10 protein-coding genes are annotated in these 15,885 nt (G+C 60.1%); 7 read left to right on the top strand and 3 right to left on the bottom strand.

The features are described from left to right. Window positions 1–50: 50 nt before the first annotated feature. Window positions 51–1,202 (top strand): aminotransferase class V-fold PLP-dependent enzyme, encoded by a 1,152-nt coding sequence (locus JNN07_20765; protein MBL9170179.1) that lies wholly within the window; start codon window positions 51–53, stop codon window positions 1,200–1,202. A 63-nt stretch (window positions 1,203–1,265) separates the two neighbouring features. Next, window positions 1,266–2,693: a leucyl aminopeptidase gene (locus tag JNN07_20760; GenBank protein ID MBL9170178.1), complete on the top strand. Its 1,428-nt coding sequence runs from the start codon at window positions 1,266–1,268 to the stop codon at window positions 2,691–2,693. Between the two features lie 108 nt (window positions 2,694–2,801). On the opposite strand, the gene JNN07_20755 is transcribed toward JNN07_20760, so the two are convergent. Beyond that, on the bottom strand, window positions 2,802–3,707 hold the full coding sequence (locus tag JNN07_20755; protein ID MBL9170177.1) for a hypothetical protein: 906 nt from the start codon (window positions 3,705–3,707) through the stop codon (window positions 2,802–2,804). Between the two features lie 236 nt (window positions 3,708–3,943). Continuing rightward, a complete protein-coding gene (locus tag JNN07_20750; GenBank protein MBL9170176.1) occupies window positions 3,944–4,384 on the bottom strand; it encodes a cytochrome c in 441 nt (146 codons plus the stop codon). Between the two features lie 238 nt (window positions 4,385–4,622). On the opposite strand from JNN07_20750, the gene JNN07_20745 reads away from it, so the two are divergent. Further along, the gene (locus JNN07_20745) at window positions 4,623–7,553 is read left to right on the top strand and encodes a hypothetical protein (protein ID MBL9170175.1); all 2,931 of its coding nucleotides are present in this window, start codon (window positions 4,623–4,625) and stop codon (window positions 7,551–7,553) included. An 80-nt stretch (window positions 7,554–7,633) separates the two neighbouring features. Here the strand turns inward: JNN07_20745 and JNN07_20740 are convergent, their stop codons facing one another. Further along, a complete protein-coding gene (locus JNN07_20740; GenBank protein ID MBL9170174.1) occupies window positions 7,634–9,517 on the bottom strand; it encodes a hypothetical protein in 1,884 nt (627 codons plus the stop codon). A 128-nt stretch (window positions 9,518–9,645) separates the two neighbouring features. On the opposite strand from JNN07_20740, the gene JNN07_20735 reads away from it, so the two are divergent. From JNN07_20735 to polX, 4 genes are all read left to right on the top strand, one after another. Beyond that, window positions 9,646–10,689, top strand: coding sequence for a formylglycine-generating enzyme family protein (locus JNN07_20735; GenBank protein MBL9170173.1), 1,044 nt, complete (start codon window positions 9,646–9,648; stop codon window positions 10,687–10,689). Window positions 10,690–11,170: 481 nt separating this feature from the next. Further along, window positions 11,171–12,043 carry an aminodeoxychorismate lyase gene (gene pabC / locus JNN07_20730; protein MBL9170172.1) on the top strand — a complete coding sequence of 291 codons (873 nt, stop codon included), beginning with the start codon at window positions 11,171–11,173 and terminating at the stop codon, window positions 12,041–12,043. An 18-nt stretch (window positions 12,044–12,061) separates the two neighbouring features. Further along, entirely contained in the window at window positions 12,062–13,966 is a 1,905-nt protein-coding gene (locus JNN07_20725) for a PIG-L family deacetylase (GenBank protein MBL9170171.1), read from the top strand. Between the two features lie 41 nt (window positions 13,967–14,007). Continuing rightward, on the top strand, window positions 14,008–15,762 hold the full coding sequence (gene polX, locus JNN07_20720) for a DNA polymerase/3'-5' exonuclease PolX (GenBank protein MBL9170170.1): 1,755 nt from the start codon (window positions 14,008–14,010) through the stop codon (window positions 15,760–15,762). Window positions 15,763–15,885: the final 123 nt, after the last annotated feature.

The following is a 15,885-nucleotide window of genomic DNA, read 5'->3' as shown; positions in this document are numbered from 1 at the left end:
CCGCGCTTTCCTGATTCCCTTCCACAGGGGGCTGTCGGTACACTGTGCCCATGACAATTGCTGAATTGCTCTCGAATGAGGAGCTCAGACGTGACGAATTTCCGGTGGTGCGCAACGAGATTTTCCTCGGGCACGCCGCTGTCTGCCCGTTGCCGAAGCGGGTTTCCGAGGCCGTCGCGCGCTTCGCATCCGGTTGCACCCAGGGCGATCAGGAGATGGTGCTCTCGCCCACGTATATTGCCGAGACTCGCCAGTTGGCGGCCCAGTTGATCGGTGCTGGTGCCGACGAGATCGCCCTGGTGGGGCCCACCTCGATTGGACTGAGTCTGATCGCCTCTGGGCTTAGGTTTAGAAAGGGAGACAATATCCTGATCTATCAGGAGGATTATCCGTCGAACGTCTATCCTTGGCTCGCGTTGGCTGAGAAGGGCGTGCAGGTGCGCATGATGAACATTCGTGAGCTGGGTAAAATTCGATTCATCGATGTGATCGGGCAGGTGGACGAGAATACCCGTTTGGTGGCCCTGGCATCCTGCCATTTTGTGAGCGGCTGGCGCCTCGAAGTGGAGGCCGTCGGCAAATGGCTTCGCGAGCGGCACATCCCTTTTTGTGTGGATGCGATTCAAACCCTGGGCGCGTTTCCGCTGTCCGCTTCCTGGATGGACGCCATGGCGGCCGATGCCCACAAATGGCTGCTGGGGCCTTGCGCGGCGGGGATCATGTACGTGCGACGGGAATTTCAGGAGCAGATTCGTCCCACGGTGTATGGGTGGCACAATGTGAAGTCTCCGAATTTTCTGACGGCGGACACCATCGAGTTTCGCAAGGACGCCCGTCGCTACGAGGCGGGGAGTGCCAATCTCCTGGGACTCGTGGGGCTGCGCGCTTCCCTGGAACTGATCCTGGAACTCGGAGTGGACGCGATCGCGTCGGAACTGCTGCGCAAACGAGCGATCTTGATTCCGGCGTTGCAGGCTAAAGGCTACACGGTCCTTCAGCCGCTAGCGGCCATGGCCAACGCGAGCGGGATCGTCAGTTTTCATCGCCCGGGAAGCGACATGTCCGAACTGCATGCACAGCTGTCCGCCAAACGAATCACGACGTCCCTGCGCGGGGATCGCGCAGGAAACCGTTACGTCCGCGTCTCGCCTCATTTCTACAACACCGACGCCGAGATTCAGCAATTCCTGGATGCTGTCTGACGCTTCGGATTCTGCTTGGCCTGGCAACCTTGGCTCCCGCATTCTGGAATCTGTTAACCGACTATGAACGCACTGCGCATCACCACCACCGCGAAGCCAAGCTCCAAACACGATCAGGTCTGCTTTCATACCAAAGACTCGCGGAGCCTGCCAGCGGTCTCCAAACTGGAGTTCAATGGCGCTCGAAACACCACCTGCCTACTTCGAGAAGGCTCTCGGCGTGTGCTCCATATCGGGCTGGGGCCCTCCTCGGCGCTGTCGGCGAATACGATCCGTCAGGCGGCCGGGCAGGGGGTTAAAGCCTTGTCCAAACTCGGAGCAGAGGGGATCTGTCTAGATTTGCGAGGGTTTGAGTCCCACGCCCAGGCCGCGACCGAAGGAGCGGTTCTGGCCACCTACCGGTTCGAGGATTTCAAGGCCCCGGACGCGCGCCGTAAGACACGCGTCCAAGTGCTGGAACTCTGGGTGGGACTCAGCGAGCGCTTGAGAGCGGAGAAGGCAAGTCGAATGGGGTGGGAACTGGCGGATGCCACCAATCTCACGCGCAGCATTGGGAACCAGCCCCCGAACATTTTGACCCCACGGAAGCTGGCCGATCGAGCCAGCAGCCTCGCCAAGTCCTTGGGCCTCCGCTGCCGGGTTTGGGATGAGAAGGCGCTCAGGCGTGAGGGATTTGGGGGGATTCTGGCGGTCGGACAAGGCTCGGCGAACCCTCCCCGGCTGATTTGCATCGAAGGCCCGGGCAACTCGGCCAAGGTTCCAACCGTGGTGGTGGTGGGCAAGGCGATCACGTTCGACACGGGGGGCATTTCCATCAAGCCGGCGGACCGGATGGAGGACATGAAGTGGGACAAGATGGGCGGCTGCGCTGTGCTGGGGATCGTTCAGGCAGTTCGTCAGCTGAAGCTACCGATCCGGCTCATCGGGCTGATTGCGAGCGCCGAGAACATGCCGAGTGACCGGGCGTATCGCCCCAGCGATCTGGTCACCACCTGGGATGGAAAGGTGATCGAAGTCATCAACACCGATGCGGAGGGTCGCGTGGTCCTGGCCGATGCTCTGGCTTACGGCCGCGAAACCTATCGCCCTGACCTGATGATTGACTTGGCCACGCTCACTGGAGCCTGCGTCGTGGCCTTGGGCGGAAAGCGCGCGGGGCTATTTACCGATGACGAACTGACTCGAGAGCGTTTGATCGCCGTCGGGGAGGAGACCGGTGACCGGGTCTGGCCATTGCCCATGGGCGAGGAATATGACGATCAAATCCGCAGCGACGCGGGCTTGGTCAAGAACACGGGCGGCCGAGAGGGTGGCGCGTGCACCGCGGCCAGCTTTCTGAAGCACTGGGCGGGGAGCACCAAATGGGTTCATCTGGACATCGCTGGGCCAGCAATGGGCGGCCGTGATGTGCCGCATCTGGAGAAAGGCGCAACCGGGTTCGGAGTGCGTTTGGTAACACAGTATCTGATGCGCTACGCCTCCGAGTTGTAAGCGAGGAGAGCCGTGCGGACACTCGGAGGGTAGCCGCTCAGCTCAAAACCTAAAAATGGAGTTGGCCCGATACCCCTCCATTCCATTGCCCTTATCACGGGCTCAGGCTTAAGGAGCTGAGCTGGCAGGCGGGGACGCTGGAGCCGGGGATCCCGTGGCATACGGCGCACCGAGTTGAATCCACTGGACCAGATCGACCATCTCCTGAGGGGTGAGAGGTTCCTTGCCAGAAGGCGGCATGGCTTCGTCATGGTCCGAGGGCAGAAAGATCCGCCGCACCACCTGGCTTTCGAAGGGATCGTTGGGCTTGATGCCGGGTTGTTCGCTCTCGCCCGGTTTGAGCGCGTCTTCCCGATTGTCCAGGCGATACTTGCCCTTTTGCTTTTCTTGGCCGTGGCAGCGGATGCACTTAGCTTCGAGCACGGGGCGGATCTTATCCAGATAGAGCCGGCTTCCGGGCACTTCAACAGCCCCGTTCACCGCCGGGGAGCTGCCATTCGTGCCCTGTTCCTCCGGTGCTTCATCCAGAAAGGTACGGATAAACTCGGGAGCGTTCTCCACCAAATATCTCGAGCCGTGGGTGAGGTTTCCGCCGTAATGACCGGCGATGACCAGCATCGTGAGGGTCACCAGCAAGGCTCCGCGGTAGGTCCAGCCTACCAGCCCGCCACCGCGAAAGCCCGTTAGCCGAGGAGATTTGATCTGCAGCCACAGAGTCAGGAGAGTGAGGAACGGAACGGCCATGCCGAACCAACGATGCAGGTCCAGGGTCTTCACTTCGTAGCCGCCCGATCCGGCTCGCATGATTCCCAAGGTTGCGGCGATGACGCCCGTAAAGAGACTCCAGGCGATGACCCAGGTCGTGATCCGATGCGCCTCCTCGCTGGGCCGTCGTGTCCGGTAAATCTCCAGGAAGAACGCAATGGTGAGAAAGCCGATCGGGTAGTGAAGAACCACCGCGTGGAATGGCGCCAGAAAGGGGCTCCACTCGAAAAGGTTCGGATTTGTTGTCATACGGGCCAAAGGACCATCTCATTAGACCGTCCTGTCTCCGGGTTATTCAAAAGGAAGCGGCTTCAACCATTGGCCGTTGGTGGTTCTCGAATGCTCCTGTGGGTTACCAGCTCGACGAACGTCAGTCCGCTGAGAAAAAAAGAAACGAAAAAAGGCCAGGGTTAACCCCAATGGCCTCTTCGCGCGGAATCGAATCCTGTGAGGCGCGGTCATCGGGCCTCGCAGGTGATCGAAAATTAGTGCTTCTCCTTGTGGGCGTCGTGGCAGGCTTTGCACGACTTGGTCATGGCACCGAATGCCGTTTTCGCCGCAGCCAGATCTTTGGCCTCAATGGCCTTCAGGATTTCCTCGCTGCCGTGGCGCATCATTTTGGTCGTGGCATCCGACCAGGTGCCGTCGGGGCAACGGCCATCATCCATCAGCAGGTAGCTGCCTTCGTTCATCATCGCGGCGTGCACCGCAAGTTGCGCCCAGGCTTTGTCGTCGGCCGGGGCGGTTTCGAACCCCTTCTTGAGGGCGTCGCAGTGCGGCTTGACTAAGCCCTTCATTAGCTGTCCGGTGGTGATCGGGCGTGTTTTGCCCTTCTTGGCCTGCGCTTGCGCCAAGCCGCCCAGGCCCAAAGTGGTGATCAACGCAGTCGCAATAAGTAGGAGACGTGTGGTGGATTTGTGGTTCATAGCGGCGGTTGAAATACCCTCGAAATAGTTGGTGTGTCAAACCGTACTTTGAACCTAGGATTGAGACCCCGCTACCGTCATTCACTCGTGAAGTTCTCGAATTCTCAGATTGACTTACTGTCCAACTTTCAGTACCACCCACTCGCTACCCCGACTCAAGTTTGTAAAGACGTTTCCTCTCGAGGTCGTAGACCCCCTCGTCCGGAACCGTGGACACTACAGAATGATGACATACTCTATGAAAGCTCACCCTGTTCGATTGTTAACTGCCTGTGCAGTCTCAACGGCTCTTGCCGTTGGGTCTGTTCAAGGCGCAACGTCAGAAATCATCGATCCTTCCTTAACCACGATCGGTATCATCGCCGGTGGCGATGAAGGGGAAGGATTGGATCTGGACGGCAACTTTCTCTACGCCCTCGCGATTGGCGGTAACCCTGGAGAATCCTTTCAAGTTCGAGACGCGTTGTTTCAAGGTTTAATCAATGCGGAAGTGTCCGGTGCCAGCCTGAGCGCTGGGAATCGGATTCTGAACTGGTATAACGTGGACTACGGCGAGTCCGAAGCGGACGACAACCTGGAGCGAGCCACGAGCAGCATTCGATGGAGCGATGCCGGGTCGGCAACACCAGAAGTGGTTCTGACCCTCGGTAGCCTACGCGTCGGGGCGACCTACCAGCTTCAGCTCATGTTCGGCGAGGCCTGCTGCAACCGTGGCTTCGATGTTTTCGTCGACGGGACCCTGATCGTCAAGGACTTCAACCCGGGTGTAGAGCAAGGAGGCCAGAACAATCGCTTGCAAGAAGCGTTGATTGCGCATCAGCACGTGGCAGGTTCTCCGACTCTCACCATTCGCTTGGACGGCCGTGGCGCCAGCGCCGACTATAACGACCACAATGCAATCCTCAACGCGGTAACCGTGGAACTGGTCTCGGCTCCCGGTGACACGGACGGTGACGGATTGGATGACGCCTGGGAAAACCTGTTCTTCGGCAATCTGTCTCAAACCGCCTCAGCCGACCCGGACGGCGATGGTTTGACGAATGCTGAAGAGCTGGCGGGCAGTTCGAATCCCACCCTCGCCGATACCGACAACGACGGTCTCACTGACTCCGATGAGATCAAAGTCCATCATACCAACCCAACCCGCGCGGATACCGACAACGATGGTCTCACCGATCGCGAGGAAGTAATCACCTATCATTCGGATCCGACCAAAGCCGATGGCGACGCCGATCTGCTGTCGGATTCCGTGGAAGTGCGGCGATACTTCACGGATCCTGCTAAAGCAGACACTGATGGCGATGGGTTCGGGGATTATGATGAGGTCCATCTATTGACCGATCCAACCAACCCGGCCCGCAAGCCGAAGTTCACGACCGCCAAGCGGTTTACTGGTCCTGCCGACGATCAGGGGTTGGATCTCACAGGCAACTTCATTTATGCCATCAGCTACGGCAATGCCCGTCCTGGCGGCCAAGTGCGCGACGCCCTCTTCACTGCGGACGACGTTGAAGGCTCAATAGTCGATTCCGGCCATGTTGCCGACAACTGGAATCAAGGCGTCAATTTCGGTGAGAGCGAGGAGCAGGTGGTTCTGTCCTCCGTCATCAGCAGCATTCGTTGGAGCGAGGCCGCAGTGGCATCCAAGCCGGCAGTAACTCTCACCTTTGGCAATCTGACGGTAGGTGCCCGCTACAAGCTGCAACTGTTGTTCGGAGAGTATTTGTGGGCTCGTGGCTTCAACGTGCTCATCAACGGTCGACTGGCGGTTCGGGAGTTTGCTCCCTATCAGTGGCAGGGCGGGTTCACTGGACCAAACAACTCCACGCCGCGGGATACCGGGGCCGTCGTCACCCACACTTTCGTGGCCACGGGGACGGAGCTGATCGTGGTCTTGGATGGTCGGGGCGTTACCGACCCGACCATGGCCGACCACAATGCGATTGTGAATGGCAGCACCCTCGAACTCGAGGAGGATGCGGCTGACTCAGACGGGGACGGCCTTTGGGACGCTTGGGAAAACCAACTGTTCAGCAACCTCACGCAGACAGGAACAGGTGACTCAGACGGCGACGGCCTCGCGAACAACCTGGAGTATACCCTGGGCACGGATCCCACGGTTTCCGACAGCGACAACGATGGGCTGAGCGACGGTCAGGAGGTCAACACCAGCCACAGCGATCCGTCGAGCTTCGACACCGACAACGACGGGCTGAGCGATGGCCAGGAGGTCAACACCACCCACACCGACCCGGTGAATCCTGATACCGACAGCGATGGCTTGAGCGATGGGCAGGAAGTCAATTCGAGCCACACCGATCCTGTGAAGGCGGACACCGACGGGGATGGACAGAGTGACTACATCGAATACTCGCTCGGTGAAGATCCGCTCACCGCCAAGCCGCGCACCACGGTCGCGAATGTGGCCATCGAGGCGATCAGCGGCGGCGATCCCGGGGAAGGGCTCGATCTGGAAGGTAACTTTGTCTACGCCTTCAATGTCAGCAGCGCCGGCGCAGCAGGTCAGGCAGGCGATGCCAACTTCACTGCGGACAATGCGCCGGGGATCCGTGTCACGGCTCCCAACAACATCCCCAATTGGGACACACCGGAATACGGTGAGAGCGAGGCCGACGACGTGATCGAAAAGGTCATGCAATCGATTCGCTACGGATCAACCGTCAAGGTCGAATTGGATGGGCTCCTCCCGGGCAGCACCTACAAGCTGCAGCTGATGTTCTATGAACAATGCTGCATCACCCGCGGGTTCAACATCTATGTGGACGGCGAGCTCGTTGCTCAGGACTTCTCTCCGCCAGCAGTCCAAGGTGGCGTCAACCTGACCACTTCCGGCGCAGTCGTCTCGGCTGAGTTGGTTACTCAACGTGAGAAGATGGTCATCATGGCGACCACGTTCGGACGCCAGGACCCGACCCTCACCGATCCTAACGCGATCCTGGACGGAGTCACCTTGGAGGCGCTGAATCTGGTCACCCGTCCGACTCTGACACTGACCCCCGCGGCGAACGGCCAGGTGACCATCGCGACTGACGGCACACTGCAATCCGCCGATAATCCTGCCGGACCTTACACCTCGCTCCCGCAGAACTCCGTCACCCTTGATCCGAAGGCGGGCGGCAAGCAGAAGTACTATCGCGGCAGCCGATAAACTCGAGCTGATCAGCGATTCGTTTCCTCACGAGAGACCGGACCAAGTTGGTCCGGTCTCTTTTTTTTAGTTTCTTCAGATCACCGCGGAAAATCCTCGTTCAGCGAACGGAGGAAAGCGGCCAGTGGAGCACCGTCAAATCGGCCAAGAAAGACTCTCTGCATCTCCGAATCCCCGTTCCGTAACTCCCCAGCCCGACTTAGCTCTGCCGTGAATCGATAGAAGAAGATCACCGATTCAAGGGTCGAAGCCTGGCCCGTATGCAGGTAAGGCGCTGAGGCTCCGAGCGCTCGGAGACCTGGGGTTTTGAATAAGGCCACCGTGTGCGGAAGAATCTCCAGAGGGTCATCCGAGCCAAATCGAGGGTGGAGAACCGCCCGGAGGGCATCCTGCACCCATGGGATCTCGCTATTCCCGTAGACGTTCCACAACCCCAAGTCCATTTCTCCTGGTCTGTCGGGCGTTGGAATTGACAGAAACCGACCTGTGGCGAGGGGGCGGACCGGACTCGGAGGAAGGTAGTCTTCCGGATGCGCCGCTCGTTCGGTTGCGCTCGGGATCAGAACCTGAGCGAACGCACCCTCCCCGTGAATCGCGTCGTATTCCCACTGCGTCGCGCCCGAATTGTGAAAGTCAAAGTCGGTGAAATGCGGGGCAGGGTGGCAGACCAAGCAGTTCCCAATGCCGACTTGTCCGGTCGACGGCGGCAGTGAGGGCTCCGCCAGGAAGATCTTCAACCCGAGCAGTTCTTCTGCGCCGAAGCGGTAAGCTTGGTTGAGGGTGGTGAATTCCCCGTCCGCCGGAGTCACAAACTGCGGGTTAGCCATCCGGGCAACCAGCTGGCGCAGCCGGCGACTGTAGCTGAGGTCGTCCTCGCCGGCTTGGGGCTGACGGGGGAGGGAGTTCTTCTGCAGGAACAGATCGTAGGGACTGCCATTGTAGGATCCGACTTCATTCATCGAGAACCGCAACGAGCTGAGGTAAATCTCGATCAACTGCGCAACCCGGTCGAGGATCTCCTCGTCTGGGGCTCTCGAGACCTCCAGTCGCAGGCCTGCGGGGAGCCTGAGCGGCGGTGGGATCTGCGGGTCGGTGCCAGCCAGGAGGCGTGGGTAGGATCCGCCCATCTCGGGACCCAGAAATGCGCGGCCGTCGTCTTCCCGGATGACCCGCGCGATGTGTTGAACCGCTTGAGTTCGCTCTTCGGGAAGCCAGCCGAAGTTCCGTCCCGTCAATGTGCCTCGAACGAGGGATCGGACGTCGGGAAACTCTCCATCATAATGGAACAACCCCCGGCCGGTCGGATGGATGGACAGGTTGACCAAGGAAGGGGAGTTGCGGACCGTTGTGCGGCGAGAGTCCCCCCGATCGGGAATGGCGGAACGAATCGCGAAATCCGCCAAGGTCCTCATCCCCGGGGCAGTTCCCCGAAACTCGTCCCCGAGGTGGCAGGCTCGGCAATTCATGGACTGGCCGAGGAACGGTCCTGGAAGAGCGCCGTTGACAGTAAGCGTTCGCGCCAAGGCCGGATCTCCGCCATTCGCCAAGGGGGCGTTGAGTTCGGAGCCGCAGTGGGCGGCGAAGAATTGAGCAAACCGCGTTTCGAGAAAGAGCCTTCTACCCAGGGTGACTTCCGCCGGATCCGCGAATGAACTTGGCTCGCCGGTGGAGATCGCTTGGAAGAAGCGTCCCCTCGCTTCTGCGGAGATGGGAAACGACACTCTCCCTTCGGCATCCGCGGTTTGGGCCGGCGACTGGCTCCAGATTCGGAAGTCGCCCGTGAAGTTGAGCCGGTAGGCGATGTCGGGAGTTCCCTGGACCGTGACCCGACTTACCAGGCTTTCAGGAAAAGTGATAGCCAGCTGGGGAGCGGCGGATTCCAGCCAGGGTGCGGCCATCAGTGCGCTGGCACCGCCCAGCCAGGCACAAACCGCGGGAAGGATGCTACAACGTGGGTGCGTCATGATTTACAACCACGAGGGGGCCGTGCGCGTTCCCACGGGGTGTGGCTGAAAGCTAGCAGCGCCCGATTCATCGTCCAAGTGGAATTCTGCGGCTTGACAGGCCTGCCAGCTCCATCGAATGTCGCCCCATGACCACCACTCCGAAACAGCGTGCGGTGCTATGTCCGCTTCTTTCTTGTGGAGCCGCTCTTCGAGTTCTCCTGCTGTGTCTGGCCCTTGAGAAAACGCCTTCCGGCCTCGCTGCGCAGTCCGCCCCCGCCAGTCTCGAGATTCGGTTGCACTCGGGTCTCACGATCACTGGAGCCGTCGGAAGTGTCTATGCCATCGAATACACAACCTCACCGGCAGTGAAGACCTCCTGGCGCTGTTTGAGCTTCCTTCAGCTGTCAACGCCGACCCATCTCTGGACCGATCCTACCCCTGCCACTGGCCCGCAGCGTTTTTATCGCGCGACTCTGGACGTGCGGCCGAACTTGGTGTTCATCCCGCCCGGTAGCTTTCGCATGGGAAGCCCCTCGAACGAGGTGGGTCGACTCCCAGATGAAGGTCCGCAAACAGTCGTGACTCTGACTCAAGGATTCTACATGGCTCGCTACAAGGTAACTCAGACTGATTATCAGTGGGTCGTGGGAAGCTACCCGAGTGTGTTTACCGGGGATTTCAATCGGCCGGTCGAGACGGTGAGTTGGGAGGATGCCACCAATTACTGCGCCCTACTGACTCGGCGGGAACGGGCAGCCCGAGTCATCCCCCCCAACTGCGTCTACCGGTTGCCGACGGAGGCGGAATGGGAGTACGCCTGCCGAGCCTGGACCACGACCCGTTTCAGCTACGGGGATGACCCTGGCTACACAAATCTGGCCAACTACGCCTGGTACGTTTCGAACAGCGGCCATACCACGCGGGCCGTAGGCGAGAAGCTGCCCAATCCGTGGGGACTTTATGATATGCATGGAGGGCTGTGGGAATGGTGCCAGGATTGGTATGGTCCCTATCCGGGAGGACAAGTGACGAACCCTCAGGGGCCAACTAGCGGCACCTATCGAGTTTATCGTGGGGGAAGCTGGGGATGTCGACCGGAGAAATGTCGCTCGGCCATCCGGGAGGCCAATCCTGAAGGTGAGACTGGATACGTCGGCTTCCGGGTTGTGCTGGCGCTAGCTGGTCCGTAGGCGGAGGTGGCACCCACGTGACATTGCGTGCGGAGACCTGCTGAAGCAGGAACTCCATACCCCAAGGCCTCCGTCCCCCGTACGGAGTTCCGCCTTCAGGCGGAGGGGGGCCTCGAAGTGAGATCGCGCGCCCGACCTGCTGAAGCAGGAACTCCGTGCGCCGAAAGGCCTCCGTCCCCCGTACGGAGTTCCGCCTTCAGGCGGAGGGGGGCCTCGAAGTGAGATCACGCGCCCGACCTGCTGAAGCAGGAACTCCATACCCCAAGGCCTCCGTCCCCCGTACGGAGTTCCGCCTTCAGGCGGAGGGGGGCCTCGAAGTGAGATCGCGCGCCCGACCTGCTGAAGCAGGAACTCCGTGCGCCGAAAGGCTTGTCCCTCGTACGGAGTTCCGCCTTCAGGCGGCCTGCTAGGCATGATTTTGCTCGAGTGAGTGAGTGTGGGTAAGCTAAAGATCACCCGTGCAACATCATCCGTCACAACCATGATCGGGAACGTTTTTCTGAACGGCCGTTTTATCCCGGCAGCGCAGGCTCAGGTTTCGATCTTTGATCGGGGATGGATGTACGGGGACGGCCTGTTCGAGACCCTGCGAGTCGCGAACGGAAAGCCTTTCCAATGGGACCTTCATTGGGATCGGCTCAGCCGTGGCTTGGAGTTTCTACAGCTTCGCGCCCCTTTTTCGAGTATCGACTTGCGCCAGGCAGCTGAGGAGTTGTCCCGTATCAACGGGATCTCAGAAGGGGTCCTCCGATTGGCGGTGTCCAGAGGAGTGGGGCCACGGGGTTACTCACCTCGAGGTGCTGAGCATCCAACCTGGGTGATGACGTTGGCCGCATTTTCCCAGAAACCCAACGGCGCGGAATCCGGTTCTCCATCGCAATGGCGGTTGGTCACATCGCGGCAGATCCGGCTGCAACCCGGGGCGCTGGCATCGATGAAGACGGCCAATCGGCTCCCCCAAATCCTGGCTCGTCGCGAAGCGGAGGAAGCGGGGGTGGAAGAGGCATTGGTGTGCAATGTGGCTGGGCAAGTGGCCGAGGCCTCGAGCGGAAATGTGTTTTGGATTCGAGAAGGAAGGTTGTTCACGCCGCCGATTGAATCGGGTGGGTTGCCTGGTATTGCTCGATCCACCATCGTCGGGCTAGCGAGTTCCCTGGGAGTACCGGTGAGCGAAGTCACCGTGCGGCCAGACGACCTGTTGCCTGTGGAAGGCATGTTCATCAGTTTGAGCACGTATGGGGTCATTGAAGTGGTGGGGCTTGACGGCACCCAGCTGAGGTGTCACCCGTTAACTCGGCAGCTTTGGCAGTCCTGGGAAGCCCTCGTGGCAGCCGAGACTAGCGGAAAGATGTAGTATGGTGGGATTCTCGAGATGAAATCAGGAAACATGTTAAGCGGTGGCCGAGCGCTGATCGTCGCTGCCATCTTGAGTGGGTTTGCGCTCGTGTGCGGAGCCCAGGTTCGGCCAGCGGCGCTCAAGGTGGATCTGCTCGGCGTGTTCGCCCACCCGGACGACGAGATTGAAGTCGCATCCACCTTGGCCTACTATGCGCACGGGCAGGGCAAGGTCGTCGCTGCGGTCTACTGCACCCGGGGCGAGGGGGGAGGCAATATGGTCGGCACCCAGTCGGGCGACGCGTTGGGCATCCTTAGAGAAGCCGAGGTGCGCGCCTGCCTCCAAACCCTGGGTGTGAGTTACTGCTACTTTCTCGATCGAAAGGATTTCGCGTATACGGAAAGCTTGCTCGCCACTCTGCAGCGGTGGAACCGGGACGAAACACTACGGGGACTGGTGCGCTATATCCGGGTGCTGAAACCCGAAGTGATCGTGACTATGGATCCTGCTCCGGTGGCTGGTCAGCACGGCAACCATCAGGCGGCCGGAGTGCTGGCCACGGAAGCGGTGGTGGCCGCCGCGGATCCTAAACGGTTCCCGGACCAGCTTAGCTCCGAAGGCTTGACTGTTTGGCAGTGTCGGAAGCTCTACTATACAGGTGGTGATGAAACCCTGAGTACTGTGATTCCCACGACCCGGGCTTTGGTGGATGGTCGGCAGCCTTGGCAGATCGCCGCGGAAGGCATCGCCCACCACCGTTCTCAAGCCTTTGGAAGTTTCACCGCCGGCCCTAGGATGCGGCAAGCCCAACTCTTCCGTCCGATCCTGAGTGTCCTGCCTTTGGCCAAGGAGGATGATTTGTTTCGCGGCCTCCCGACCACGCAGGACCGCCTGCTCAGCCCGGAGCCGGATCCCAAGACCCGCGCCGGGATCAAGATCGAATTCCAAAGCAGAGCTGCGATTTCCAATTATAACCGCTGGATTCGTGAGCAGCACATTGAGGGCCTGGCTCGCCGCGTCCCGGCCGATCTGTCCCTTGTTGCGGGGGAGGCGAACGAAATCCGATTTCAGCTGGCGAATCCCACCACCAACTCACTCCAGGGAACTCTACGCTTGGCAGGCCAGAGCGACTGGTTGCTGAGATCCGAGCAGGCTTCGTATCGGGTGCCCGCCGACCGTTCCCAAATGTTCAAGGCCCGCATCACTCCCCCCGCCCACGCCTTGGGCACCGCGGTCGTCCAGGTCGTGACCACTGACGTCAACGGAGAGACCCAGGCCAGCCTGATCGCGAATGTCGTGCCTCTGATCAAGGTCAGAGCCCTCACGGAGCCACCTTCGATGGATGGGAGTGGCCGCGGATGGGAGTCGACTCCGGTGCACTACATCCCCTTCACGCAGACCTGGCAGGGGAAGGTCAAGGATTCCGCGGACAGCAGCGGGGAGTTTCGGCTGGCGGTGGTCGATCGAACCCTCTACGTCGATGTTCACGTGAAAGACGATTCGGTCGTCAGCAATATCGCCCCGAACGACATCAAAGGGCACTGGCGTTCGGACTCCGTGGAAATTTGCGTCGATCCCAGCGGTGGGGCCGAAAACACCTTCAGCTGCTTCAAACTCGGAATCTTTCCCTTCGACAGCACCGGCCAGGTCAACGCCGCGCGGGATGCCGATGCGAGGCCAGGGCCGATCGCCCAGACAGCTCCCCGGACTCTCATTCGATCTCAGCGCACCGCGGACGGCTACCGCGTCCAGGTGGCTATTCCATTCCACGAGGCCGGAATCACCTTAACCCGCCGAATTGGCTTCAACCTCTTGATCTACGATGGGGACAAAGCCAATGCCGCGGGCGGGGAGAACATCAACAAGTCGAGGCTGGCCTGGTCTCCTCGTCCCGGAGTGCAGGGGCGTCCGGAGGACTGGGGCCGCTTGGATCTCGAGTAGCCTCTTGGCAAACTAGAGAAGATTTCGCATGATTCGCGGACATGGATAAAGACCAGGTCGCGGAGATACTGACGGAGATTGGGGTGCTGCTGGAGCTGAAGGGGGAGAACCCGTTCAAGACCCGCGCGTATGCCAACGCCGCCCGAAATCTCGAAGCCCTGACCGAGCCCTTGGCGACCCTGGTCGCCGAGCAGCGGCTCGGGGAACTCAAGGGCATTGGCGAGGCGCTTCAGCAAAAGATCACTGAGCTCGTGACCACCGGGAAACTGGAGTATTACGATTCCTTGAAGGCCTCGATGCCAGCGGGCCTGATGGAGCTGCTGACCATCCAAGGGCTAGGACCCAAGAAGGTCAAGGCCCTGTACGACAAACTGTCCATCGATTCCCTGCCCAAGCTTGAACAAGCCTGCCGTGAGGGCAAGATCGCTGAGCTGAGCGGATTTGGTGAGAAAACGCAGGCCAAGATTCTGGATGGGATCGCTTTTCGTCAAAAGTTCGCCTCCCGGCACCGTTTGGACGTGGCGTTAACGACCGCGGAGGCCGTTCTCGATACCTTGCGAGGCCACCCCGACGTCACCCGTTGCAGCCTGGCCGGCAGCGCTCGCCGATGGAAGGAGATCGTGGGCGACCTGGACTTTCTGGTTTCGTCCCGGAAGCCGGAGTCGATTTTGGACTTCTTCACCAGCCAGCCGGGAGTGAGCCAAGTGCTGGCCAAGGGCGATACGAAGGCCAGCGTCATCCTGGAGCACGGAATCCAAGCCGACCTGCGCGTGGTCAGCGATACGGAGTTTCCTTTCGCCTTGGCTTACTTCACCGGCAGCAAGGAGCACAACATTGTCATGCGGCAGCGCGCGATCGAGCGAGGGCTCCGTTTGAACGAGTATGGCCTTTTTCGATCGTCCGAGGAGACCCGCGATCCCCAGTTGGCCGTGCCTTGTGCGAATGAGGAAGAAATCTTCAAGGCGCTGGACCTCCAGCCGATTCCACCGGAACTTCGGGAAGATCATGGGGAGTTTGAAGCTGCGGAGCAGGGGAAGCTCCCCCGGCTTCTGGAATGGACCGAGCTCAGGGGATCGCTTCACAATCACTCCAACTGGAGTGATGGACATCATCCCTTGGAGGACATCGCCGCCCATGTTCACGAGCTGGGCTGCGACTACTGGGCGATCACCGATCATTCGCGCAGCTCGGCGCAGGCCCGAGGGCTTGATGCGGGTCGCCTGCGCACTCAGCTGAAGGCGATCTCCGAAATCAATCGCGGGTTTTCCGATGAAGGAAGTGACTTTCGTCTGCTGAGCGGCAGTGAGGTGGATATTCTCTCCGAGGGAAGGCTCGATTTTCCGGATGATGTGTTGAGTGAGCTGGAAGTGGTGGTGGCCAGCATACATCAGGGTTTTACCCAAAGCGAAGCAGAGATGACTAAGCGTTTGATTCGCGCCTGCGAGAATCGATACGTGCAGATGTTGGGACACCTCACCGGGCGGCTGCTGCTGGAGCGCGAGAGTTACGCCGTGAATCAGCAGGCGGTCATCGATGCCTGCGCGGAGACGGGGACCTGGATCGAGCTGAATGCGAACCCTTATCGGCTGGATATGGATTGGCGGCTCTGGCCGTACGCCCGCAAGAAGGGGGTCAAGTGCGTCATTAACTGCGATGCTCATCGCAATAGCCATGCCGGGTATCTCCGCTTGGGGGCTGGGATTGCTCGCAAGGGGTGGTTGCGTAAGGATGATGTCATCAACACCTTGCCTCTGGCCAAGCTCCGCGAAGCCTTGCGACTGAAGCGAGAGCGTTGAATCGTTCTCGGAGCACACCCCGCCGTACCCTGCCTCTGCTTGACCATTTGCCGGAACGGCCGATACTACACCAGATCAGGAGTTGTACTGTCTGACGCGATTTATGGATTGCCCTGGCCGGGG

It is taken from the genome of Verrucomicrobiales bacterium (assembly GCA_016793885.1).
GTDB lineage: Bacteria > Verrucomicrobiota > Verrucomicrobiia > Limisphaerales > UBA11320 > UBA11320.
This window is presented reverse-complemented; position numbering and strand designations above follow the sequence as displayed.

Bases quoted from the DNA above. Each gene is read 5' to 3' on its own strand.
- JNN07_20745 (MBL9170175.1), top strand. From the start codon at position 4,623: ATGAAAGCTCACCCTGTTCGATTGTTAACTGCCTGTGCAGTCTCAACG.
- JNN07_20755 (MBL9170177.1), bottom strand. From the start codon at position 3,707: ATGACAACAAATCCGAACCTTTTCGAGTGGAGCCCCTTTCTGGCGCCA.
- JNN07_20760 (MBL9170178.1), top strand. From the start codon at position 1,266: ATGAACGCACTGCGCATCACCACCACCGCGAAGCCAAGCTCCAAACAC.
- JNN07_20750 (MBL9170176.1), bottom strand. From the start codon at position 4,384: ATGAACCACAAATCCACCACACGTCTCCTACTTATTGCGACTGCGTTG.
- JNN07_20765 (MBL9170179.1), top strand. From the start codon at position 51: ATGACAATTGCTGAATTGCTCTCGAATGAGGAGCTCAGACGTGACGAA.
- pabC (MBL9170172.1), top strand. From the start codon at position 11,171: ATGATCGGGAACGTTTTTCTGAACGGCCGTTTTATCCCGGCAGCGCAG.
- JNN07_20725 (MBL9170171.1), top strand. From the start codon at position 12,062: ATGAAATCAGGAAACATGTTAAGCGGTGGCCGAGCGCTGATCGTCGCT.
- JNN07_20735 (MBL9170173.1), top strand. From the start codon at position 9,646: ATGACCACCACTCCGAAACAGCGTGCGGTGCTATGTCCGCTTCTTTCT.
- polX (MBL9170170.1), top strand. From the start codon at position 14,008: ATGGATAAAGACCAGGTCGCGGAGATACTGACGGAGATTGGGGTGCTG.
- JNN07_20740 (MBL9170174.1), bottom strand. From the start codon at position 9,517: ATGACGCACCCACGTTGTAGCATCCTTCCCGCGGTTTGTGCCTGGCTG.